General features: G+C 57.2%; 21 protein-coding genes and 1 tRNA gene. 9 read left to right on the forward strand and 13 right to left on the reverse strand.

Features of this window, described 5'->3' with window-relative positions; translation table 11 throughout:
- Window positions 1–346 precede the first annotated feature (346 nt).
- Window positions 347–481, forward strand: a complete 135-nt coding sequence (locus tag ACR0LL_RS00080) for an HNH endonuclease (RefSeq protein WP_480582750.1) — start codon at window positions 347–349, stop codon at window positions 479–481.
- A gap of 139 nt (window positions 482–620) precedes the next feature.
- On the opposite strand, the gene ACR0LL_RS00085 is transcribed toward ACR0LL_RS00080, so the two are convergent.
- The 3 genes from ACR0LL_RS00085 to ACR0LL_RS00095 all read right to left on the reverse strand — a co-directional run bounded on the left by ACR0LL_RS00085 (window position 621) and on the right by ACR0LL_RS00095 (window position 2348).
- Window positions 621–695: transfer RNA gene (locus tag ACR0LL_RS00085), tRNA-Gln, on the reverse strand.
- 90 nt (window positions 696–785) lie between these two features.
- Window positions 786–1775, reverse strand: coding sequence for an NADPH:quinone reductase (locus tag ACR0LL_RS00090; protein WP_480582753.1), 990 nt, complete (start codon window positions 1773–1775; stop codon window positions 786–788).
- A 111-nt stretch (window positions 1776–1886) separates the two neighbouring features.
- Window positions 1887–2348, reverse strand: coding sequence for an SH3 domain-containing protein (locus ACR0LL_RS00095; protein ID WP_480585210.1), 462 nt, complete (start codon window positions 2346–2348; stop codon window positions 1887–1889).
- Between the two features lie 198 nt (window positions 2349–2546).
- Here ACR0LL_RS00095 and ACR0LL_RS00100 point away from each other — a divergent pair, with 198 nt between their 5' ends.
- The 6 genes from ACR0LL_RS00100 to ACR0LL_RS00125 all read left to right on the forward strand — a co-directional run bounded on the left by ACR0LL_RS00100 (window position 2547) and on the right by ACR0LL_RS00125 (window position 10363).
- Complete coding sequence (locus tag ACR0LL_RS00100) at window positions 2547–3533, forward strand: 2-hydroxyacid dehydrogenase (protein ID WP_480482079.1); 987 nt, start codon at window positions 2547–2549, stop codon at window positions 3531–3533.
- Between the two features lie 20 nt (window positions 3534–3553).
- Window positions 3554–3943 (forward strand): GFA family protein, encoded by a 390-nt coding sequence (locus ACR0LL_RS00105; protein WP_480482077.1) that lies wholly within the window; start codon window positions 3554–3556, stop codon window positions 3941–3943.
- A 111-nt stretch (window positions 3944–4054) separates the two neighbouring features.
- Window positions 4055–5845 carry a gamma-glutamyltransferase gene (gene ggt, locus ACR0LL_RS00110; RefSeq protein ID WP_480582756.1) on the forward strand — a complete coding sequence of 597 codons (1791 nt, stop codon included), beginning with the start codon at window positions 4055–4057 and terminating at the stop codon, window positions 5843–5845.
- Window positions 5846–5938: 93 nt separating this feature from the next.
- Window positions 5939–7348: an FAD-binding oxidoreductase gene (locus ACR0LL_RS00115; protein ID WP_480582758.1), complete on the forward strand. Its 1410-nt coding sequence runs from the start codon at window positions 5939–5941 to the stop codon at window positions 7346–7348.
- Window positions 7349–7434: 86 nt separating this feature from the next.
- Entirely contained in the window at window positions 7435–7713 is a 279-nt protein-coding gene (locus ACR0LL_RS00120; protein WP_480582762.1) for a hypothetical protein, read from the forward strand.
- A 142-nt stretch (window positions 7714–7855) separates the two neighbouring features.
- The gene (locus ACR0LL_RS00125) at window positions 7856–10363 is read left to right on the forward strand and encodes a GcvT family protein (protein WP_480582765.1); all 2508 of its coding nucleotides are present in this window, start codon (window positions 7856–7858) and stop codon (window positions 10361–10363) included.
- 41 nt (window positions 10364–10404) lie between these two features.
- Here ACR0LL_RS00125 and ACR0LL_RS00130 read toward each other — a convergent pair whose 3' ends face one another.
- The 3 genes from ACR0LL_RS00130 to ACR0LL_RS00140 form a co-directional block, all read right to left on the reverse strand.
- A complete protein-coding gene (locus ACR0LL_RS00130; protein ID WP_209504659.1) occupies window positions 10405–10740 on the reverse strand; it encodes a carboxymuconolactone decarboxylase family protein in 336 nt (111 codons plus the stop codon).
- Between the two features lie 69 nt (window positions 10741–10809).
- Window positions 10810–11463: a DUF938 domain-containing protein gene (locus ACR0LL_RS00135; RefSeq protein ID WP_480582768.1), complete on the reverse strand. Its 654-nt coding sequence runs from the start codon at window positions 11461–11463 to the stop codon at window positions 10810–10812.
- Window positions 11460–12533: an NAD(P)/FAD-dependent oxidoreductase gene (locus ACR0LL_RS00140; RefSeq protein ID WP_480582771.1), complete on the reverse strand. Its 1074-nt coding sequence runs from the start codon at window positions 12531–12533 to the stop codon at window positions 11460–11462. Before ACR0LL_RS00140 ends, ACR0LL_RS00135 begins: the two co-directional genes overlap by 4 nt.
- Before the next feature lie 186 nt (window positions 12534–12719).
- On the opposite strand from ACR0LL_RS00140, the gene ACR0LL_RS00145 reads away from it, so the two are divergent.
- Both ACR0LL_RS00145 and ACR0LL_RS00150 read left to right on the forward strand, forming a co-directional pair.
- Window positions 12720–13124, forward strand: a complete 405-nt coding sequence (locus ACR0LL_RS00145; RefSeq protein ID WP_480585213.1) for a hypothetical protein — start codon at window positions 12720–12722, stop codon at window positions 13122–13124.
- Window positions 13121–14353 (forward strand): HlyD family secretion protein, encoded by a 1233-nt coding sequence (locus ACR0LL_RS00150; RefSeq protein WP_480506169.1) that lies wholly within the window; start codon window positions 13121–13123, stop codon window positions 14351–14353. Before ACR0LL_RS00145 ends, ACR0LL_RS00150 begins: the two co-directional genes overlap by 4 nt.
- Before the next feature lie 62 nt (window positions 14354–14415).
- Here ACR0LL_RS00150 and ACR0LL_RS00155 read toward each other — a convergent pair whose 3' ends face one another.
- From ACR0LL_RS00155 to ACR0LL_RS00185, 7 genes are all read right to left on the reverse strand, one after another.
- The gene (locus ACR0LL_RS00155; protein ID WP_480582774.1) at window positions 14416–15561 is read right to left on the reverse strand and encodes an iron-containing alcohol dehydrogenase; all 1146 of its coding nucleotides are present in this window, start codon (window positions 15559–15561) and stop codon (window positions 14416–14418) included.
- Window positions 15562–15628: 67 nt separating this feature from the next.
- Window positions 15629–17011, reverse strand: coding sequence for an aldehyde dehydrogenase family protein (locus ACR0LL_RS00160; protein ID WP_480582777.1), 1383 nt, complete (start codon window positions 17009–17011; stop codon window positions 15629–15631).
- 94 nt (window positions 17012–17105) lie between these two features.
- Window positions 17106–18467, reverse strand: a complete 1362-nt coding sequence (locus ACR0LL_RS00165) for a glutamine synthetase family protein (RefSeq protein WP_267364712.1) — start codon at window positions 18465–18467, stop codon at window positions 17106–17108.
- 57 nt (window positions 18468–18524) lie between these two features.
- Window positions 18525–19562, reverse strand: a complete 1038-nt coding sequence (locus tag ACR0LL_RS00170; RefSeq protein ID WP_209504652.1) for a TRAP transporter substrate-binding protein — start codon at window positions 19560–19562, stop codon at window positions 18525–18527.
- 57 nt (window positions 19563–19619) lie between these two features.
- On the reverse strand, window positions 19620–20945 hold the full coding sequence (locus ACR0LL_RS00175) for a TRAP transporter large permease (protein WP_267367377.1): 1326 nt from the start codon (window positions 20943–20945) through the stop codon (window positions 19620–19622).
- Window positions 20945–21466 carry a TRAP transporter small permease subunit gene (locus tag ACR0LL_RS00180; protein WP_480582780.1) on the reverse strand — a complete coding sequence of 174 codons (522 nt, stop codon included), beginning with the start codon at window positions 21464–21466 and terminating at the stop codon, window positions 20945–20947. The genes ACR0LL_RS00175 and ACR0LL_RS00180 overlap by 1 nt, the downstream gene beginning before the upstream one ends.
- A gap of 16 nt (window positions 21467–21482) precedes the next feature.
- Window positions 21483–22277, reverse strand: coding sequence for an N-formylglutamate amidohydrolase (locus ACR0LL_RS00185; RefSeq protein ID WP_480582783.1), 795 nt, complete (start codon window positions 22275–22277; stop codon window positions 21483–21485).
- Window positions 22278–22366: the final 89 nt, after the last annotated feature.

A 22366-nucleotide genomic window follows, 5' to 3' on the forward strand; every position in this document is an offset into this window, starting at 1 on the left:
GGTTCGCACGCACCTCAGTGGCGCCAATTGTACCATTTCCGTACCATTTAATCCCACTTTCACATGTGTATCGGAAACCTTTTTGTGCGCAAAGGTTACCCTAGCGGTTGTTGAGTGTCCCGTTGTTCTATGAATCCAACAACGCCACTCCTAATTTTCTCCTCTTCCCCCCGAAGTACAGCCTTCCAAGAAATCCACATCGGGTTAGAAATTCGAGTACTAGTTGTTCGATCAGGTTCATACTTATTGCCTGCCCGAACCATGTGTCTTTTCGGCCAACCGATGTTAGGTGTTTGATCCCATGGTTTGATGGTGCGATCCTTTCTCAGGAATGGAAGGAAGCATTATGGGACAAGTTCGTCACCGCTGCCATAACGCGCGCTGCGTCCGCCCTGAGCACCTGATTGAGGGGTCGGTGGCGGATAACAAGCGCGACGACTGGGACTACTGGGCGAACGGGGTCGATTACGACTTGCTATAACCTGTGGCATGGGCCTCCAGCGGCTTCTGGGGGTCCACCCTCAACACCCACAACACCCCAAACTGCTGGGGCATAAACGGGGGCATTCCTCGGGTATCGGTGACCCAAGGTCCTGTCGTCGTTCTATGTTCTGATGATCTGGCTGGGGTGGTAGGATTCGAACCTACGATACACGGTACCAAAAACCGCTGCCTTACCACTTGGCTACACCCCAACGGTGAGCGGCTATCTACGATTGTTGATGGCAGGGTTCAAGAGCGTTTTGCAAAAAAAGCGAGCGCCGTAAAATTTTTTTGAAGGCCCCTCATTTGGTGTCGATCAACACCGCTCCGATACGGTTGCCTTCCTGTACCATCGCATGGGCGGCAGCGCATTCTTCCAGTGTAAAGACCTTATGTACGGGGCAGGTCAATGCGCCATCAGTCAGTGCCTTGTGGAGTGTCTTTATTGCGGCGGTGCGCAAATCTGCGGGCAGCAGGTAGATCAGGACCGCCTCGAGTGTCACGGCCTTGAACATCATGGGTCCAAAGGGAAAGACAGGTGTCATATTCCGGGCAGATCCATATGCGTTGATACGGCCGTTCTCGGCGATGACGGCAATGTTGGTGTTAAGGTTCTGTCCAAATTCGACATCGACGATTCGACCAATTGCACGTCCATCATTTGCGTCGAGAATCTGATCCGAAAGGTGTTCACCGGAGTAGTCGAGAACGACATCTGCACCGGCTGCTTTGACCCGGTCAAAGCTGCGAGTGCTGGCCGTTGCGATCACTTTGGCTCCGGCCCATTTGGCAAGCTGGACAGCCAGATACCCGACAGTACCCGCCCCACCATGGATCAAAATGGTTTGCCCGCGCGGCGTGCCGCCCGAGAACACTGCGTGGCTTGCGGTGAGGCCCGGAATTCCAAGAATCGCTCCGGTTTCAAGTGACACCGTCTCGGGCAGTTCCACAGCCTGAGATTCAGGCAGGGTGATGTGGCTGGCAGCTGTACCGAACGCGCGTTGCCATTGCCCGTTCCAAATCCACACGCGCTGACCAATCCGCGTTGCGGGTACGCCATCGCCAACCGCTGTGATGACTCCAGCCCCGTCGCTGTGCGGAACGATCAGCGGAAACGGAGGTTCTGTGACACCCGGTCGGGTTCCCGCGCGGGCCTTGACGTCCGAGGGATTTACGCCGGAAAAAGACAACTCGACCGTGACTTCACCCGGTCCAGGCGGAACCGGGGGAATATCCTGAACACGCAAGACATCGACAGCGTCTCCGAAGGCTGAATAGGTGACTGCGCGCATAGGGTCCTCCGTTTAGGTCGAGTTAAGCGGCGATTGGGCCGGTAACTCAAACAGCTTGTCGCGCTTTTTCGGGGCGATGCGCAACCGCGGATACCGGAATTTGTCTTTCGCCTATTCCCGAATTTCGGAAGGATCGACGCCCCAAAGGTTCGATTTCAGTGTCCAGCCACGGTATCCGCCGGCGGTGATCCTGCACCAGTCCAGCGAACAGGCTCCAAGTCGCGCCACTACTCCGGTCTCGAAATGGGCATTCACGGGCGAGGTCGGGTCGGGGCGGGCATAAACAGGCAGCATCTCGGATTCGATCAGCACCGTTCGGACGCCAGACAACAAGGCATAGTGAACCCAGCCACCCGCGCCGTCGCGGTCTTGGACCTTGCGCCAGTTGCCATATTCGGCAGTGACCTGCAGCGGCATGCCACGCCTTTTGAATACCCAATCGATTCGGTGGGTTAGGGATGGTCCGCGCCGCACGTTCCCTTCGGCTGCCTTCATCGACACATATCGGGGCAGGGGCAGGTTGGTGACCGATCCGCGTTTGGCTTCGGCATGTGCGGCGCACGCACCGAACATGACCAGAAATGCGGAAACTACCGCCAAAGATCGGCGTTTTACCGGTCGAATACCACTCACTGACTGCCCGCTCTTATGCCTGTTGATCCGGTTTTGAAAAAAGGTCGACTCAATGCCATTGGGGTTCTTGTGCCCCGCCTTATCCTGCGCCACGATGCCATGGCGCGCGTCCGTTTGCAAAGCAGTGGGAGAGCCGAGGTGCCAAGAGAACGTTTAAGTGTTGTCGTTACGCGACGGTTGCCTGAGGCAGTAGAAACCCGGTTAAGCGAATTGTTTGACGTGCGCCTGCGCGACGACGACACCCCAATGACGCGTGAAGAATTAGTAGCAGCGGTGCAGGATGCCGATGTTCTGGTGCCTACGGTGACCGATACCATTGATGGCGGGCTATTGGGTCAGGCAGGTGAAAAACTGCGGCTGATCGCCAATTACGGGGCCGGTGTCGACAATATCGATGTGGCGACGGCGCGGCAGCGCGGCATATTGGTGTCCAACACGCCCGGTGTGCTGACCGACGACACGGCAGATATGACCATGGCCCTGATTCTCGCTGTCACACGGCGCATTCCCGAAGGGTTGAGCGTCATGCAGCAAGGCGACTGGACCGGGTGGGCCCCCACCGCGTTTCTGGGTGGTCGCATTGGCGGGCGGCGTTTGGGTATTCTGGGCATGGGCCGGATCGGACAGGCTGTGGCCCGCCGCGCCAAGGCGTTTGGTATGCAGATCCATTATCACAACCGCCGCAGATTGCGCCCAGAGATTGAGCAAGAACTAGAGGCGACCTATTGGGAAAGCCTGGATCAGATGGTGGCGCGTATGGACGTGATATCAATCAACTGCCCATCGACGCCGTCGACCTTCCACCTGATGAACGCGCGCCGCCTAAAGCTGATGAAACCCTCGGCAGTGATCGTGAATACTTCGCGGGGTGAGGTTATTGACGAGAACGCTTTGACCCGGATGATCCGCGCGGGTGAAATTGCGGGCGCGGGGCTGGATGTCTACGAACAGGGAACCGGTGTGAACCCGCGCTTACGGCAGTTGCCGAACGTGGTTCTACTGCCGCATATGGGGTCGGCCACGCTGGAGGGCCGGGTTGAGATGGGTGAAAAAGTCATCATCAACATCAAAACCTTCGAAGATGGCCACCGCCCACCGGATCAGGTTGTGCCTGCGATGCTCTGACGCGTCGGAAAGGATCATGGATGGACGTGTTTGAAGGGGGATGCCGTTGTGGAAAACTGCGCGTCACGGCTTCGGGTTGTCCTCTTCGCGTCGGGATTTGCCATTGTCTGGACTGCCGCAAACACCATGGCGCGTTGTTTTATGCGGCGGCTATTTTTCCGGCGGATGCGGTTAAGATCACCGGAAATGTGAAAGGTTATTCTGACCGGTACTTTTGCCCTGATTGCGGATCTCCGGTATTTGCCCGAAGCGGTGCCGAAGTCGAAGTGCATCTGGGCTGTCTTGACGCGCCTGACCAATTCATACCGACATATGAATGCTGGACCAAACGGCGCGAGGCGTGGCTACCCGAATTTGCCGAGACAACCCGCTATGATCAGGATCGTCGCGCCGAAGAAACCGAACCATAGGGGAAATGGCGAAACTTCGCTGTGATAACACGCTGCCATGCCTGATCGTTGCAGAGGGGGCAAAATCCTTACAGGATTGAAAATAAATATTGTATTGGAGGGTTAGAACAGATGAGACATGTTTCAGCACTGCTGCTTACTACCGCACTTGCTATTTCGACACCGGGGTTCGCGCAGGAAACAGCCGATGCCGTTGCACCCGAAGCCGCGACAGAAGGGCAGGTTCAGGCGATGACCGACGAGGTTATTGCGGCCCTCGAAGCCAAGCTTGAGGGAGTTCCTGTCACATCCGAAAACTGGATGATAGCTGCGGCCAATCCGCTGGCGGTCGAGGCCGGGGCCAAAGTGCTGCGCGCGGGCGGGTCTGCCGCGGATGCGATGGTTGCCGTGCAGGTCGTGCTGGGGCTGGTCGAGCCGCAATCTTCTGGTCTGGGCGGGGGTGCGTTTCTGGTTTGGTACGACGCGGCCAGCGGGCAGATGACAACGCTGGACGGGCGCGAAACGGCACCCCTTGCCACTACCCCGACGCTGTTTCAGAATGAAAACGGCGAGCCGCTGAAATTCTTCGATGCGGTGGTGGGCGGATTGTCGGTGGGTACACCGGGTACGCCTGCCCTGCTGGAAGAGGCGCACCGAAGATGGGGGCGCGCGTCTTGGCCCGGACTGTTTGCCGACGGTATCCGATTGGCGGATGAAGGGTTTCTTGTTTCCCCGCGTCTGGCCAGCCTTGTCGAAAACGATGCTGACCGCCTGTCGCGCTTTCCCGAAACAGCCGCATATTTCCTGCCTGATGGTCAGCCGTTGCAGCAGGGACAGCGGTTGATGAACCCGGATTATGCCGAAACATTGCGCGTGCTGGCCAGCGATGGCGCTGCCGGTTTTTACGGAGGTGAAATCGCTTCGGATATCGTGCGAACTGTTCGCAATGCCCCAGGAAATCCCGGCGTTCTTGCAGGGGTGGATTTGGCGCTCTACCAGGTGATCGAACGTGAACCGGTCTGTGCCAAATACCGCGCCTACGAGGTTTGCGGCATGGGCCCGCCGTCGTCGGGTGCGCTGACCGTCGGGCAGATTCTGGGGATGTTGAACAGCTATGATCTTGCAGCAATGGGCGCTGAGAGCGCCGAGGCATGGCGCCTGATCGGCGATGCTTCGCGCCTCGCCTTTGCGGATCGTGGGCGGTACATGGCCGATAGCGATTTCATACCCATGCCCACCAAGGGGCTGGTTGATCCGGGTTATTTGACCCAGCGGGCAGCCTTGCTGGAAAGCGAGGTGGCCTTGTCCGAGGTCGCACCGGGTAAACCGGAATTTGACCATGCTTTGATTTGGGCAGACGACGTGTCGCTGGAACTGCCGTCAACCTCGCATATCTCGATCGTGGACAGCTATGGCAATGTGCTGTCGATGACGACGACGATCGAGAATGGTTTTGGGTCACGCCTGATGACAAACGGGTTTCTGCTGAACAACGAGCTTACAGATTTCTCGTTCAAGACACACAGCGACGGCGTGCCGATTGCCAACCGGCTGGAGCCTGGCAAGCGTCCGCGCTCATCCATGAGCCCGACTATCGTGTTGCAGGATGGTGAGCCGGTTCTGGCTATCGGGTCTCCGGGCGGCAGCCGGATTATCGGCTATGTCGCCAATTCCATCATCGCCTGGGCCGATTGGGGATTGGACGTGCAGCAGGCGGTTTCCCTGCCTCATCTGGTCAACCGGTTCGGAACATATGATGTCGAGGCAGCGACTTCTGCGGAAGGATTTACAGACGCGCTTGCTCAGCTGGGTTTTGAAGTCAACGCACGCGACCTGACTTCGGGGCTGCACGCCATCGAAATCGGTGACGGGCTGAGCGGTGGTGCCGACCCGCGCCGCGAAGGGATTGCGCTGGGCGAATAGACCCTCGGTATTAGTGGGGATTGCCTGCTTTCAACGGGCCTTTTAGTCATAGGTTGAAAGGCCCGAAATGCTTTGGGGCAGGGGAGGATGACAATGGTGCAGGCAACCGCATTGCCAAGGAATGAAGCTGGTATTGAAACCGTCATAAGCATTCTCAAGCAGCGCTTTGGCGACAGGTTGCAAACGGGTGCCGCTGTCCGTGAACAACATGGGCACACCACGACCTGGATCGAAAACCAAAGCCCCGATGCCGTGGTTTTCCCGCATTCGACGCAGGATGTTTCGGACATCGTCAAAACCTGCGCGGCGCATCGGGTGCCAGTGATCCCGTTCGGAACAGGAACATCTCTGGAAGGGCATGTAAATGCGCCAGCGGGGGGCATCTCGGTCGATCTGACGCAAATGGATAGTGTGCTTGCAGTTCATGCTGAGGATCTGGATTGTGTCGTGCAGCCCGGTGTCACGCGCGAAGCGTTGAATACCCATCTGCGCGATCTGGGCCTGTTCTTTCCGATTGATCCCGGGGCGAATGCGTCGCTGGGTGGAATGGCTGCCACTCGCGCGTCGGGCACCAATGCGGTGCGCTATGGGACGATGAAGGACAACGTTCTCAGCCTTGAAGCCGTGATGCCAGACGGTCAGATCATCCGTACCGGGCACCGGGCCAAGAAATCTTCGGCCGGCTATGATCTGGCCCGTCTTCTGATCGGGGCGGAAGGCACGCTGGGAATCATCACCGAGCTGACATTGCGGTTGCAGGGTATCCCCGAAGCGATCAGTTCGGCCCGGTGTTCCTTTCCGACTGTCGATGCCGCGTGCCGTGCGGTGATGATGACGATTCAGTATGGCATCCCGGTTGCCCGGATCGAGTTGCTGGACGAGTTGTCGGTTCAGGCCGCCAACGCCTATTCCGGGCTGAGTCTGCCGGATACACCGTTGTTGTTGCTGGAGTTTCACGGCTCGGAAAGCGGTGCCACAGAGCAGGCTGAAACCTTTGGTCAGATCGCCGAAGAGTTTGGCGGCACGGATTTTGCAGCGACTTCGACCACCGAAGAACGGAACAAACTTTGGCAGGCACGGCACGATATGTATTGGGCGTGTCTGCAACTGCGCCCCGGTGCGCGGGGCATCTCGACCGATGTCTGTGTACCGATCTCGCGCCTGGCCGAATGTGTGACCGAAACGCAGAAGAAAGCTGCTGGCCTCGGCTTGCTGGCCCCCATCGTGGGCCATGTGGGGGACGGCAATTTCCATACGCTGCTGCTGATCGACATGGAAAACGTTGAAGAAGTTGCCAAGGCCGAGGCGTTTGTCGGCTGGCTGAACGACATGGCGATATCCATGGAAGGCACATGTACCGGTGAACATGGCATCGGGCAGGGAAAGCGACCGTATCTGAACAGGGAACTGGGTGCTGCCACGCGGTACATGGCTGCGATCAAGGCCGCGCTGGACCCAGACAACATCATGAATCCCGGCAAGATCTTGTCGGACGACACGTAGCCGTATTCGCCCTCTAGTCCGTATTTGCGCCCTCAAAACGTCCACATGTTCTGGTTTCACAGGGTTGATGACAGAGGATGGTCGACATGAGCGTAAAATATCTGGCGGGGTTTGTAGCCATCTGCGGGTTGGCCGTTGCAGGGCTGGACAATGTTCAGCAAGCCAAAGCATCGGAAAGTGGTTTGGGCGTGAAAGAATATCTTGCCTCGGTATCCTTGCGTGTCGGTCTTTCTGACGGCTGGTTCACGGCAGAGGCGCAGCCTTCGCCATCACAGGAACCGGCGGTGAAGAATCCCTCGGAAGAAAGTGGCAAATTAGTTTGCGTCTCGGTCGGAACAAGCAAACGTTGCCGTTCCGGTGGTTGAGGGCAGCGGTCCAACGAATGAATTGCGACCCGCTTTCGATATTCGGGTCGTTTTTTTCATATCACTGGTCGGATGAATGTCGCGCTTTCCCCCTTAAGTGCGCCATATGGTGTCAACTGATTTCAAGGGGAGACGCCCGGTTATGAAAACCCAAGTCAAAGCATTGGTCGTAGGCGGCGGCGCCGTCGGGACCTCGATTGCCTATCATCTGGCCAAAGCGGGCTGGGACGATGTGATGTTGATCGAACGGGACGAACTGACGTCCGGGTCCACCTGGCACGCCGCGGGCCTGTTGCCGCTGTTCAACATGTCCTATGCGACGACCCATATCCACAAGTATTCGGTGGATTTCTACAAGACGCTTGAGGAAGAAACCGGCCTGAATGCAGGCTTCGCGGTTGTGGGCAACCTGCGCATGGCACAGACGCAAGAGCGTATGGACGAATACATGCTCTATGCCTCGACCGCCGAAACCTGTGATGTGAAATACGAATGGCTGACCCCGGACCAGATCAAGGAACGCTGGCCGCTGATCGAGACATCGGATCTGAAGGGCGCGATCTATCACACCGAGGACGGTTATATTAACCCTGCCGACGTGACTCAGGCGATGGCCAAGGGGGCCCGTCAGCGTGGCGTCGAAATCGTGCGCAAGATGCAGGCTGACGCCTTCCACTGGAACGGCACTCGCTGGGAAGTGACCTGCACCAAGATGGTCGAAAAGGGCGGCAACCTGGTGCCTTCCGACGAGCAGGTCGTAATCACCGCCGAACATGTTGTGACCGCGTCGGGCAACCACGCGCAGCGCACTGCCAAGATGCTGGGCATCAAAATGCCTGCAATCCCGGTCGAACACACCTTTATCGTCATGGACAAAGACCCCGAGTTGGTCAAATGGCGCGAAGCAGGCAACCCAGAGCACCCCGTTGTCCGCGATGCCGACAACGAATCCTATGCACGTGAAGAACGCGGTGGCTGGATTCTTGGTATCTACGAACACGGCGCCCCTGCGCAGTTCGAATTTGGCGTTCCGGACAGCTTCCGCGCCGACCTGTTCCCGCTGGATCTGGACCGGATCGCCGAGCAGTATATGGCAATGGCCGAGCGCGTGCCGTCCTGTGCCGAATCCGGCCTGAAGGATGATTTCAACGGCCCGATCTGCTATACACCGGATGGCAACCCGCTGGTTGGTCCGGCTCCGGGTTTGCGCAACATGTGGCTGGCTGAGGGTTTCAGCTTTGGCATCACCGCTGCGGGCGGCACCGGCTATTATCTGGCACAGATGATGGTCGATGGCGAAGCCGAGATCGACATGGCATCGCTGGACCCTAAGCGTTACAGCAGCAACTGGATGACCACCGAGTTCGCGGCGCGTAAGAATGAAGAATGCTACGAGCATGTCTACATCCTGCACCACCCGGATGAAGAGCGTGAAGCCTGCCGTCCGCTGCGCACCGTTCCGGCCTATGATCGCCAGAAAACCCGCGGTGCTCAATTCGGCTGGGTCAATGGCTGGGAACGCCCGAACTATTTCGGCCCGCTGGACGCGCCCGAGAATTTCGACAAGGAAGCGCGCTCGTTCCGCCGTGGCGGCTGGTGGCAATATGCCGTCGAAGAGGCCAAAGCGATCCGCGAAGGCGTTGGCCTGATCGACGCATCGGCCTTCACCAAGCATGTTGTCAAAGGCCCCGGTGCCACGCAGTTCCTGGATTGGTTCACCTGCAACAAGCTGCCCAAGGTCGGTCGTATCAACCTGACGTACGCGCTGACCTCGAATGGCACCACCCGCACCGAATACACCATCGTCCGCAATGGCGAGAACAACTACTACATCGTCTCTGCCGGTGCATGGACTGAGTACGACGCCGACTACCTGCGTAAAGCGGCCGAGGACAAGATGGCGGAGTTCGGTTACATCGAAATCCAGGACGTGACCACGCAATGGGGCGTCTTCGCCATCGCCGGACCCAAGTCGCGTGACGTTTTGAAAGAAGTCATCAAGGACGCCGATCCGGAAACCGCACTGTCCAACAAGCGCTTCCCGTGGTTGTCGGCCCGTCAGATCGAACTGGGCATGTGCCCCGTGAACGCGATCCGCGTGGCCTATACCGGTGAGCTGGGCTGGGAACTGCACCATCCGATCGAGATGCAGAACTACCTGTTCGACCTGCTGGAAAAAGCCGGTGAAAAGCACGGCATGAAACTGGTCGGTGCCCGTGCCCAGAACTGGCTGCGTCAGGAGAAATCCTATCGCGCCTTTGGCACCGAACTGGGCCGCGATGCGACCCCGCTGGAAGCCGACCTGCCGCGCTTTGTCGACCTGTCCAAGGACTTCCACGGCAAGGCCAAGCTGGAAGAGACCGGTGTGCGCGTCAAGTGCTGCACCTTGCTGATCGACGGTCCAGCCGATGCTGACCCGTGGGGCCGCGAGGCGCTGTATACGCCGGAAGGCGAGCGTGTAGGTCGACTGACCTCGGGCGGCTATTCTGTCGCGTTCGAGAAGTCGATCGGCATGGGCTATGTGAGGCCTGATCTGGCGGTCGAAGGCACCAAGCTGAAGGTCAAGATGCTGGACAAGTTGTGGGATGCTGTCGTGACATGCGACAGCCCCTATGATCCGAAAAACGAAACCATCCGCAAGGACGGCTGATCAATCTAAGGCCCCGGAATTTCCGGGGCCTTTTCTGTTGGTTACGCGGATAGTTCGTCGAAACATTCCAACGCCTTGGCAGCATACATCATGGCTGGTCCACCACCCATCTGAATGGCCATACCCAAAACGTCGGACACCTCCTCGCGTGTTGCGCCCGCTTTGACCAACGCATCGGTGTGCAGAGTAATGCAGGGCTCGCAGCGGAGCGACACCGACATACCCAGCGCAATAAATTCCTTGGTTTTATAGTCGAGCGTTCCGCCTTCCTTCACAGCCTTCCCAAGCGCGCCGAATGCGCGCGAAGTGTCGGGAATGGCCCCGTTGAGGTTTCGCAAACTGGTGCGCGTCGCCGAGAGCTTTTCTTGCCAAGCCATTTTGAGTGCCTTTTTCATATAAGATAACGGGAATATGTGCGGGCAGTGGTAAGTTGACTTTGATCTCGATCAGTTGACCGGGCGCTCGGAAACAAATGCAAGGTTATTTGCGGGCATGTCGATGGTTTTCAGCACGCGCAACCCTACGTCCTGAAACAGGCCAAGCATATCTTCGTCGTTCTTGTAGCCAATGTCGGGATCTTGCCCGATCAGAGCCTCGTGAAACCTTTTGTCCCCGTCGCTTGTCAATTGGCCCGAGCGTTTGAATGGGCCGTACAAAACGAACCTCCCATTTTCAGTCAGGGACTGAGCGATTTCGGCGAAAATGGTTCTGGTGTCCTGCCAACTGATCAAATGTATCAGGTTGATCAAGACGATCAGGTCCTGCGAAGGAAAGCGGGTATGCCAGCCCGAATTCGTTGCGTCCAGATGTTCGGCGCCTGCCACGTTGGGTAAGGCGCTGGCATAGGCGTCGATGCTATTGCGGCGCTCAGGGTCAGGTTCGGTGGGATGCCACGTCAGATCGGGCAGCAAATCAGCAAATCCACAGACATGCTGACCGGTTCCGCTTGCAATCTCCAGCGCGTGCCCGCGGCGCGGTGCCCAGTCTTGTAGCAACGCACAAAGCGCATCCAAGTTTCGCGTCGCTGCCGGGGCCACCAGTTTTCCATCCTCACCCGCGTTGGCGACACTCGCAGAGGGCGGTAGATTGCGTTTTATCATCTGTCCAACCTGTTTGGGGTCAGCGATTTGACGCTGTCTGGATCCAGCACCGGCGTGTTTCCAACGACCAGATCACACAACAACTGCGAAGCTGCTGGTGCTGTTTGAAAACCATACCCGCCTTGACCCGCAGACCAGATGAACGATGGATCAATCGGGTCAGGCCCAAGCACCAAGGTTCCATCTGGTGCGAAACTGCGCAATCCTGCCCAGTTTGTTTCGACGCGTGTTACTGGTTCGGTCATCAATTCTTCATAGCGCGCCAGACCTTCGGCCAGCACCATATCGTCGGCATAGGCGTCCTGAGGTGGTACCGGGTCGGCTTCGGCAGGCGAAACAAGCAGCTTGCCCGCGTCCGGTTTGGCGTACCATGTTTCACCCGTGCCCAGCATCATGGGCCATCCGGATACATCATGGCCCCCGGGGGCGGGCAGCCGCGCCATTGATCGGCGGCGAGGAGAGATGCCGATAGGCGGTATCCCGGCAAGCTTGGCGATCTCGTCCACCCATGCACCGGTCGCATTCACCAAATTGCGGGCTTCGAAGATTTGCCCGGCCTCGACCAGCCAATGCCGCTCTTTTCGAATACCGGTTACTTTGCTTTTCGTTGCAACGGTTCCTCCGTTCTGGCGAATGGCCCGCGCGAAATCCTGCAACAGGCGATCGGTATCGATGTCAAACGCAGCTTCACTGATAGCCGCGAAACCCACCTTGGCCGGGTTCAGGATCGGAACGCTCGAAACCGCCTGATCGATGGGAATTCTTTCCATGTTCAGATCTTTGCGGTCGGCTTCGAAAACTTCGATTTGGTCAAACGAACCGATCAACATCAGTCCGCGCCGTGTCAGGTACCCACTGTTCTGTGTGTGCAGGAACGCGGCCCCAGCCCTGTTCAGCGCCACCACGGATGGCGGGCCATAGCTTTGCTCAAACAGGGCTGCCGAGCGACCCGACGCGTGATACCCCAAGGCGTCTTCGGCTTCCAAAACCATCACGGTTCCATGTTCCGATAAGCGCGCGCCCGCACTCAACCCGGCAATTCCGCCCCCGATGACGAAGAAATCGATCATTATTTGTGTTCCTTCCGCAGCAGGTTCGCCACAAGTTTTCTGGGTTTCATTTAACTCTCTGGGTCAAGCACTTGGCATTTCGAAGAATCTCCAAACTATAAGCAGCCTTGAATTTGGGCTTCAACCCGTTCAAAGAAGTACCAAAACGAACAGGAGGGCAAGGTGACCGCAGCAGATCTTCATCCAATGGCCACTGGGCACATTCCCCGATATATCGTCGCAGCTGACGGAAGCGATTACCTTTTTTCGGCTATGGTCGTCTTCTTTGTCATTCTCGTGGTGCTGATCGGTGTTGGGTACCTGACGCTTCATTCGGTTCCGGAAAAAATGGCGCACGAGAACAACCATCCGCAATTTCAGTTGGTGGGCATTCTGGCACTGCTGGCCCTGTTTACACATAACGGGATATTCTGGATTGCCGCTGTACTGGTCGCAGGATTCCAGTTTCCGGATTTCGCCTCCCCACTTAGAAACATCGCCGATGCCATTCGTTCTCTTGGAGGTGCAATTGCTCCGGAACCGGTGCCCGAGGCACCTGCTCCAACCCCTGGCGTTTCAGAAGTCACCGACGTGCAGGAGCAAAACACATGATTGAGACCCTGCTGTGCGCCTTGATCACGGTACTGCCCGATTATCTGTTCCGCCGGTTTGTTCAGGGCAAACGTATCGGTCACGAGATCACCCTTTTCACTATGTGGTACGAATTGCGCTGGGGTCTTACGACCTGTGCCATTCTGGCGCTGACGGTAATCACCACGCTGTTCTATTTTCACCCAGCCAGTAAAACCGCAGCGTCCTATTTTCGAACCGTGACGATCCTGCCGCAACTTGGCGGTCGCGTTTCGGAAATATTCGTCAAGAATAACGAGTTGGTAACCGCTGGTCAGCCGATTTTCAGGATCGAAGATTTCAGCCAGGCAGCGCAGGTTCAGGCGGCAAATGCACAGATCGCACAGGTTCAGGCCTCGCTGCGTGTCGCTGAAACTGATCTGGCCGAGGCTGATGCCGGTATTGCCGGTGCCAAGGCAGCTTTGGCGCAGTCCTTGGACGATCTTGAAAGAAATACGACCCTGCGCGACCAAGGTTCAAGCGCTGTCCGACTGACCGAGATTGAGCGGTTGGAAAACCTTGTTGCCGAGCGTGAGGCGCAGGTTGTTGCGGCCGAATCTAGACGTGCGGCAGTTGAACAGCAGATCGAGGAGCTGATCCCCGCGCAACTGGCCAGTGCCATAGCACAGCTGGACGCCGCGCAGACCGAGTTGGACAAAACACTGATTGTCGCCGGTGTTACCGGACGGGTCGAGCAGTTTAGCCTGCAAGTCGGTGATTACGTGAGCCCCTTGTTGCGCCCTGCTGGCATCCTCGTTCCATCGCATACCGGACATGACCGTTTTCAGGCGGCTTTCAACCAGCTGTCTGCTCAGGTGATCAAACCAGGTATGATCGGTGAGTTGGGCTGCATGACCAAGCCTTTCACCGTTATCCCCACTGTGGTGGTCGAGGTGCAGGATGTCATACCGTCCGGCCAGATCCGTCCATCAGATGAATTGCGGGATGTACAGAACAATACTAATCCCGGATCAATTCTGGTCTTTATGGAGCCGCTGTATAAAGGTATGGCCGATGACATTCCTCCAGGCAGCAACTGTCTGGCCAATGTCTACACCGACAACCATGACCGTCTGGAACACGAGGATTTGGGCTTTTGGCAAGCTGCTTTCCTGCATGTGGTTGACACAATTGGCGTGGTCCATGCGGCAGGTTTGCGTTTGCGCCTGATCCTGATGCCGGTCAACACTCTGGTACTGACCGGGCATTGATCCGGCACCAGTAGAACAGTTCTTAAAGCGCCCGGCAGGTTCCTTGCCGGGCGCTTGTTTTTTTACAGTGCTGCTTTGAACAGCTGTGTCAGGTTTCCTTTGGTCAACTCAATCGGGTTCCCGCCGCATGAAGGGTCGATGATTGCGCCTTCGACGAGGGTTGGGATTGAGGTTTCGGTCACGCCGAGGTCTGCCAGCTTTCGCGGGATACCAAGGCTGTCGTTGAATTCCTGCACAAAGGCGCGGAAGCCATCGAACCCGCCTTTGATGCCCAGATAGGCGGCAGCGTTCTGGAACCGGTCGGCGATGGCGAGGGCGTTAAAGTTCAGCACGGCAGGCATACAGACCGCGTTTGTGGTGCCGTGATGGGTGTTAAAGTGCGCGCCAACCGGGTGGCTCATGGCGTGGATCGCGCCCAGTCCCTTCTGGAACGCGGTCGCGCCCATGGCCGCCGCGCTCATCATCTGGGCGCGGGCCTCAATGTCGCTGCCATCTGCGTAGGCGCGCGGCAGATAGTCTTTCACCAAACGCATGCCTTCCAGTGCGATGCCCTGGCTCATCGGGTGATAATGCGGGCTCGAATAGGCTTCGACGCAATGCGCGAAGGCGTCCAGACCGGTGCCTGCGGTGATGAATTTGGGCATCCCAACCGTCAGTTCAGGATCGCAGATCACCACCGTCGGCAGGACCTTGGGGTGGAAGATGATCTTTTTGGCGTGGGTCTCGGAATTGGTGATGACACTGGCACGACCAACCTCGGACCCGGTCCCCGCAGTCGTTGGAACCGCAATGATCGGCGCGATTGCATCCGCGTCGGCGCGGGTCCACCAGTCGCCGATATCCTCAAAGTCCCATACCGGGAGCGTTTGGCCGCACATGAAGGCGACCATCTTGCCCAGATCCAGCCCCGAGCCGCCGCCAAAGGCAATCACACCATCGTGCCCACCGGCCTTGTATGCCGCAACGCCTGCGTCGAGGTTTTTCTCATTTGGGTTTGGGTCCACATCACTGAATACACCGCGGCCCAGACCGGCCGCCTCCATGATATCCAGCGTCGCCGCTGTGATCGGCAGATCGGCCAACCCTTTGTCCGTGACCAGCAGGGGTTTCTTCATCCCGGCTGCGGCACAGGCTGCGGGCAGTTCCTTGATGCGCCCGGCACCAAATTTGATTGCGGTCGGATAGGACCAGTTTCCAACAAGTGACATGTCAGGTTTCCTTTGTGATTTGAGACCTGTTCAGGCGAGGGGGTCAGACCCGAGCAGGCCGTCGTCCTTAGCCCGTGACCTTCTTCAGGTGGTAGGATTTTGGACGGGTGAGATTGTGATAGCCGATGACCGAAAGACCACCGCCGCGTCCGGTATTCTTGCAACCGGTCCAGCACAGCCCAGGATCCAGATAATCGGCCCGGTTCATGAAGACGGTGCCGGTCTCGATCTGGTCGCCCACACGCGCCGCGCGATCCACATCGCGGGTCCAAAGGCTGGCAGTCAGGCCAAATTCGCTGTCATTCATCAGCGCGATGGCCTCGGCATCCGAGGACACTTTCATGATGCCCACAACTGGGCCAAAGCTTTCGTCCCGCATCACCCGCATATCATGGGTGACATTGGTCAGGATCTGCGGCGTCAGATACGCGCCGCCATCATCCTCGGGGAAGGGGTCGATATGCGCGACCGCGCCGGCCTCAACCGCTTCGGCAATTTGTGCGCGCACCTCGTCAGCGAAACGCACATTTGCCATTGGGCCTATCGTGGTTTCGGTGTCCAGCGGATTGCCCAGCTTGTATCCCTTCACGATGTCTACGGCCTTGGCGACAAAGTCGTCATAAAGGCTTTCGTGAACGTAAATACGCTCGATCCCACAGCAGCATTGGCCCGAATTGAACATTGCGCCGTCGATCAGCGTGTCAACCGCCGCGTCCAGATCGGCGTCGTCCATGACATAACCCGGATCCTTGCCGCCCAATTCGGTGCCGACGCCCGTAAAAGTCCCCGCCGCCGCACGCTCCATGGCCTGACCGCCACCAACCGAACCGGTGAAGTTCACAAAGTCGAACGCGTTGCCCGCGATCAGATCATTGGTCACGTCGTGGCTGAGGAACACGTTCTGGAACACGTCTTCAGGCACACCCGCCGAATGGAACGCCTGCGCCATCCGCTCACCAACCAACAAGGTCTGGGTCGCGTGTTTCAGAACAACGGTGTTGCCCGCGATCAAAGCGGGGGCTACCGTGTTGATCGCCGTCATGTAGGGGTAGTTCCAGGGCGCAACTACAAAGACCACCCCATGCGGAATGCGCTTGATATAGCGTTTGAAGGTTTCATCCTCGCCCACGGCAATATCTGCCAGTGACGTCTCGGCGATCTTTGCCATATGGCTGGCGCGTTCGTTGAATCCCCCAAACTCGCCGCCATAGCGCACCGGGCGGCCCATCATATGGGCCAGTTCCGGAACAATCTCATCATTCATCGCGCCGACCGCCGCGACGCCCGCCATCACCAGATCAATCCGCTCCTGCAACGGACGCGCTGCCCATCCGGCCTGCGCCGCCCGCGCACGGTCAGCAATTTCAAACGCAGCATCCCGAGACAGTACTTCTCGTTCGGCAAATACCGATCCATCGATCGGCGAGACACATTGCAACATCTGCCCCATAGTCACTCCATCTCTAAAGAGAGCAGGATCCCTGCTTCATCTGGCCATAAATATCCCGGGGTGCGCGAGGGGCCGGCCCCTCGCTTCCTCCATCTCAAGCCCGCTCAAACCCGCGGGCAATTTCCCAATCGGTTACCACGCGTTCGAATTCCTCGATTTCGACCTCAGCCGCGCGGGTATAGTGATCGACAACGTCATCGCCCATGGCCGCGCGCAGCATCTGTGATCCGTGCAAAGCGTTGCGTGCATCCTTCAAAGTACCCGGGATCTTTCCCGTCTCGCCCTGATAGACATCGCCTTTGGTCGGCGGCTGCAACTCCAGCCCTTCTTCGATCCCCGCGATCCCGGCTGCCAGCATCCCAGCAATCGCCAAATAGGGGTTCATATCCGACCCCGGAATGCGGCACTCGACCCGTATCGCCTTGGTTCCATCTCCGCACAGGCGGTACCCTGCCGTACGGTTGTCTACCGACCAGATGATCCGCGTCGGCGCAAAGGTGCCCTTCATGAACCGCTTGTAGCTGTTGATGTACGGCGCCATGAAATACGTGTAATCAGCGGCATATTTCAGCAGACCGGCCATATAGCTTTTCATCAGCGCCGACATGCCCAGTTCATCCCCGGCATCATAGAAGGCAGGTTTGCCATCCGCCCAAAGCGACTGATGCACATGCGACGAGCTGCCAACCCTTTCATGATGCCATTTCGGCAGGAAGGTCGCCGCATGACCCTGCTGCCAGGCGATCTCTTTCACCGCGTTCTTGGCGATCGAGTGATACTCTGCCGTGTCCATCGCAGGCGCGTATTTGATATTCAGTTCTTCCTGTCCGGCCTCGGCTTCACCTTTGGTGTTCTCGACCGGAATACCCGCATCCCACAGGTGGTTCCGGATCGGGCGCATCACATGCTCTTCCTTGGTGGTCTGCAGAATGTGATAATCTTCGTTATACCCCGAGATCGGCTCCAGATCGCGGAACCCTTCCTTGCGGATCGCATCAAAGCTTTTCGCGAACAGGAAGAATTCCAGCTCGGTGGCGCACATCGCCTCATACCCCATCGCCTTCAGGCGGTTCACCTGCTTTTTCAGGATCGAGCGCGGCGCATGTGGCACTTCCTCATGGGTGTGGTGATCCAGCATATCGCACATCACCATCGCGGTGCCCTCCAGCCAGGGCACCGGGCGCAATGTGCTAAGGTCTGGCTTCATCACATAGTCGCCATAACCCCGCTCCCAGCTGGTCGAGGCATACCCATCCGGCGTCGCCATCTCGAGATCCGTGGCCAGCAGGTAATTACAGCAATGGGTCTCTTCCCACGCGCCAGCCACAAAATGACCTGCATGAAAACGCTTGCCCATCAACCGACCCTGCATGTCAACCATGCAAACCAATACAGTGTCGATCGCGCCGTCTGCGACAAGCGATTTCAGGGTTTCGAAAGTCAGAGTTGCGGTCATGAAACAAACCTCATGCGTTGAGTAGGGGCGCTGAATGACAGCGCCCCTGTTTTGATATCAATCGAAAGTGTAAGGAGCGCCGGCCTGGTTGATGACCGAGTTGTACTCACGGAAGATGCCAACGATCTTCTGGTGAATTTCGCCTTCCTGTGCGACCTCGTCCCAGAATTCGATAGCGGCATTTTCCACTTCTTTCCATTCTGCCGCCGGAACCTGTCGCAACTGCAGTTTGTCGCCATTCGCGCGCAAGGCCGCTTCGCCGCCCCAATACCACTGGTTACGATAGGTGTGGCCTGCTTCGACACCTGCCATCACAACCGATTTCAGGTGGTCAGGCAACTCGGCCCAGCGTTCCTGGTTTGCAAACCAGGACCCGATCCACGCGCCTGAGATGTTGTTGGTCAGGAAATAGTCGGTCACATTGGCCCAGCCAACAGTGTAATCTTCAGTGATGCCCGACCAGGCCATTCCGTCCAACTCACCGGTTTGTACCGCCACTTCCGCGTCTTCGTAAGGGATATTGACCGGCACAACACCAAACTTGGCCAGGAAACGCCCGGCCGTCGGGAAGGTATAGAGCTTCAGCCCATCCAGGTCGCCAAGGCTCTTGATTTCCTTTTTGGTGTTGAAGTTGCAGGGGTCCTGACCCGCTGCCGACAGCCACGTCACGCCAACCTTCTCATATTCCGAGCGCCAGATATCAGCCAGACCGTACTGGTTGAACAGCACCGGAACGTCCAGAATATGCTTGGTGGCGAAGGGGAAATAACCACCGAACTGACGCAGCGGAGTAGGCGAAGCCATGGAATCGTCGTCTGAATGCACACCGTCAATCGTACCGCGTTGCAGGGCCTGGAACAGTTCACCTGTCGGAACGATCTGGTCCGCATAGAACAGTTCGATCTCAAGTTCGCCATTGGCATTGGCGTTGATGTAATCGATGGCTGGCTTGGTCACATGTTCGCCCAATGCGCCACCGGCATAGGTCTGGAACCGCCACTTGATGGCGGATTGCGCTTTGACGATCGCAGGAGATGCCAGTGTGGCGGCCCCCGCCAGACCGGCGGAACTTAGAAATCTGCGTCTTGTAGTCATTGTCTTTCTCCTCTGTTTAGTCTTGCTGAACTTCGCCCCTTGCCGGGGTCTTGTGACTTAATTTCCATAGACATAATTCGGCAGCCAAAGCGCGATTTCAGGAAAGATGATGATTATGGCCAAGGCGCAGACCATCACCAGAACAAAAGGAACGATCGAACTGTAGATATCGCGCAGCGAAATCTCCGGGGGGGCCATCGCTCGCATCAGGAACAGGTTATAGCCGAATGGCGGCGTCATATATGCGATCTGCGTGGTGATCGTATAAAGCACGCCGTACCAGATAAGATCAAAACCAAGCGCACCCACCAACGGAACGTAAAGCGGCGCGACGATAACCAGCATGGCAGTATCGTCCAGAAACGTACCCATCAGGATAAAGCTGAGCTGCATGAGAACCAGGATCATCCACGGGGAAAGACCCAGTTTTTCGGTAAACAGGCTTTCGATTGCCTTGACCGCACCCAACCCGTCGAAGACAGCGCCAAAAGCCAGAGCCGCCAGAATGATCCACATGAACATACACGAGATGCCCAGGGTGTGCCGAATTGAATTCTCGAAAACCGTGCGTGTCAGCCGTCCTTTCAGAAAGGCAGCCAGCATGGCCGTGGTGGCGCCGATGGCGGAGGATTCCACCAACGAAGTCCAGCCGTTAACAAAAGGGACCATCATCACCATGAAAATGCCCAAGGGTAACAATCCGGCTTGCAACAGCAGCAGCTTTTCTCGCAGCGGAATGTCGCGGTCTTCCGCGGGCAGGACCGGGCCGAGCGACGGGTTGATGCGGCAACGGATGACAATGTAGATGATGAACATGGCCGCCATCATCAGCCCGGGTATCACTCCGGCAAGCCATAGCTGGCCAACGGGTTGCCGCGCGATCATGGCATAAAGAACCAGAACAACGGATGGTGGCACCAGAATCCCAAGGGATGATCCGGCCTGAATGACGCCGGTCACCATGCGCTTGTCATAGTTCCGGCGCAGCAATTCCGGCAAGGCGATCGTAGCGCCGATTGCCATTCCTGCAACGGACAGCCCGTTCATTGCCGAGATCAGAACCATCAGCCCGATGGTTCCGACAGCCAGACCACCGGACAAGCCGCCCATCCAGACATGGAACATCTTGTAAAGGTCATCTGCGATCCGACTTTCGGATAGGATGTATCCCATGAAGATGAACATGGGCAGTGTCAGCAGCGGGTACCACTTCATGACTTTGATCGCAGCGGCAAAACCTAAGTCGTAACCGCCCCTATCTCCCCATAGGAACAAGGCCGAAACCACAGCGACACAGCCGATTGCACCAAAGACGCGCTGGCCGGTCAGCATCATAAGCATCATTGATGCAAACATCAGCAAGGCAATCATCTCGTATGACATCAGATTACCTCACGCGGGATATCGTCGCCGCACAGGCGCAAGATATCCTTGAACAACTCGGAAACGGCCTGCAGCAGCATCAGGAAGATGCCGATAACCATGATCAGCTTGACCGGCCACAGGTAGGGCCGCCAGATCGTCGCGCTGCGCTCACCACCATATTGGAAGGAATACATCAGGCTGTCCCATCCCCCCCACATCAAGATGACCAGATAAATGATCAGGAATACGACCGTGAAGGCATCCGTCCAGGCCTTGCGGCGATGAGACCATTCGCCATAAAGCAGGTCCATTCGCACGTTCGACCCCATCTGGATCGAATAAGGGCCACCAAGCATGTAGTAGGCCACCATGGCGAACTGAGCCATCTCGAGCGTCCAGAGAGACGGCACGAAAAAGGTTTTAGAGACCGAAGACCAGAACAGAATACCCATCATGACGAATATGCCGTACATGACGACGCGCCCGATCCAGCGGTTCGTTCGGTCAATGACCGCCACGTAGCCCCGCAAGAACTTCATCTCGTTACCTCAACTCTCATTGTTTCGCCTCTGTGTGCGAATATGCATTAATGACCGTTTGCAGGATCGGCGCCAGTATCCCGGCAATACGGTCTACTCCCGTTGGAGTGTCGATAAGATCGTTTCGAACCTCGACCATGACATTCGGAAGCCCCCGACTGATCGCATGTTCCTGCAATGTATGCGTGACGCCATCCGTGGCAGAATAAGGTTCGTTCAACGCGGCTTTCAGACCCGAGCCCTTGGCGCAGCGCAGCATAAGTTGGGCCGCCCGGTCGTCTTCGTCATGAAGAATGCCCAGTTCGACTGATCGTGTTTTTCCGTTGTAGACGGGCGTGAAACTGTGCATCGTGACAACGACAGGCGGCCGGTCCCGTGCGTCCAGAGTAGACGACAACAGTTGTTTGAACGGCTCATAAACCTCGCGGATCCTTTGGGCACGTTGAGCGTCCGTCAGGTTTTTGTTGCCGGTGATGGAAAACACTTCGCTTACCTGCGGCATTGCATCTGAACGCTCAGGCGAGCGGTTGCAGTCGTAAACTAGACGGCTGATGCAGGAATGAACTAGAGGCGCGTCCAAAGACTTCATCAGTTCGACCGAAAGCGCTAATGCGCCAATATCCCATGCTGCATGAGACAATGCAGCGTCTTCAGTCAAGCCCAATCCGTTCAGTGACGCTGGGATGAATCGGCTAGCATGTTCGCATACCAAAACGCACTGTGCCCGGCCGTTGGCGTTCTGCACGCGGGCTGCCGGAGCTTCAGTTGGTAGTAGTATTGGTGTTTCGGATTCGTGGTGCATAAGTAGCATTTGTTACAGCAACCTCAGACCTGTCAAGAAAATTACTGTAGACAAAATTACAAACAAACATATCCTGTAAAAAATTTGAGAAACGAAGG

This window comes from Ruegeria sp. AI2 (genome assembly GCF_056541275.1).

Coding starts and splice junctions, on each gene's coding strand:
- ACR0LL_RS00080 (WP_480582750.1), top strand. CDS start 347: ATGGGACAAGTTCGTCACCGCTGCCATAACGCGCGCTGCGTCCGCCCT.
- ACR0LL_RS00090 (WP_480582753.1), bottom strand. CDS start 1,775: ATGCGCGCAGTCACCTATTCAGCCTTCGGAGACGCTGTCGATGTCTTG.
- ACR0LL_RS00095 (WP_480585210.1), bottom strand. CDS start 2,348: ATGTTCGGTGCGTGCGCCGCACATGCCGAAGCCAAACGCGGATCGGTC.
- ACR0LL_RS00105 (WP_480482077.1), top strand. CDS start 3,554: ATGGACGTGTTTGAAGGGGGATGCCGTTGTGGAAAACTGCGCGTCACG.
- ggt (WP_480582756.1), top strand. CDS start 4,055: ATGAGACATGTTTCAGCACTGCTGCTTACTACCGCACTTGCTATTTCG.
- ACR0LL_RS00115 (WP_480582758.1), top strand. CDS start 5,939: ATGGTGCAGGCAACCGCATTGCCAAGGAATGAAGCTGGTATTGAAACC.
- ACR0LL_RS00120 (WP_480582762.1), top strand. CDS start 7,435: ATGAGCGTAAAATATCTGGCGGGGTTTGTAGCCATCTGCGGGTTGGCC.
- ACR0LL_RS00125 (WP_480582765.1), top strand. CDS start 7,856: ATGAAAACCCAAGTCAAAGCATTGGTCGTAGGCGGCGGCGCCGTCGGG.
- ACR0LL_RS00130 (WP_209504659.1), bottom strand. CDS start 10,740: ATGGCTTGGCAAGAAAAGCTCTCGGCGACGCGCACCAGTTTGCGAAAC.
- ACR0LL_RS00135 (WP_480582768.1), bottom strand. CDS start 11,463: ATGATAAAACGCAATCTACCGCCCTCTGCGAGTGTCGCCAACGCGGGT.
- ACR0LL_RS00140 (WP_480582771.1), bottom strand. CDS start 12,533: ATGATCGATTTCTTCGTCATCGGGGGCGGAATTGCCGGGTTGAGTGCG.
- ACR0LL_RS00145 (WP_480585213.1), top strand. CDS start 12,720: ATGGCCACTGGGCACATTCCCCGATATATCGTCGCAGCTGACGGAAGC.
- ACR0LL_RS00150 (WP_480506169.1), top strand. CDS start 13,121: ATGATTGAGACCCTGCTGTGCGCCTTGATCACGGTACTGCCCGATTAT.
- ACR0LL_RS00155 (WP_480582774.1), bottom strand. CDS start 15,561: ATGTCACTTGTTGGAAACTGGTCCTATCCGACCGCAATCAAATTTGGT.
- ACR0LL_RS00160 (WP_480582777.1), bottom strand. CDS start 17,011: ATGGGGCAGATGTTGCAATGTGTCTCGCCGATCGATGGATCGGTATTT.
- ACR0LL_RS00165 (WP_267364712.1), bottom strand. CDS start 18,467: ATGACCGCAACTCTGACTTTCGAAACCCTGAAATCGCTTGTCGCAGAC.
- ACR0LL_RS00170 (WP_209504652.1), bottom strand. CDS start 19,562: ATGACTACAAGACGCAGATTTCTAAGTTCCGCCGGTCTGGCGGGGGCC.
- ACR0LL_RS00175 (WP_267367377.1), bottom strand. CDS start 20,945: ATGTCATACGAGATGATTGCCTTGCTGATGTTTGCATCAATGATGCTT.
- ACR0LL_RS00180 (WP_480582780.1), bottom strand. CDS start 21,466: ATGAAGTTCTTGCGGGGCTACGTGGCGGTCATTGACCGAACGAACCGC.
- ACR0LL_RS00185 (WP_480582783.1), bottom strand. CDS start 22,277: ATGCTACTTATGCACCACGAATCCGAAACACCAATACTACTACCAACT.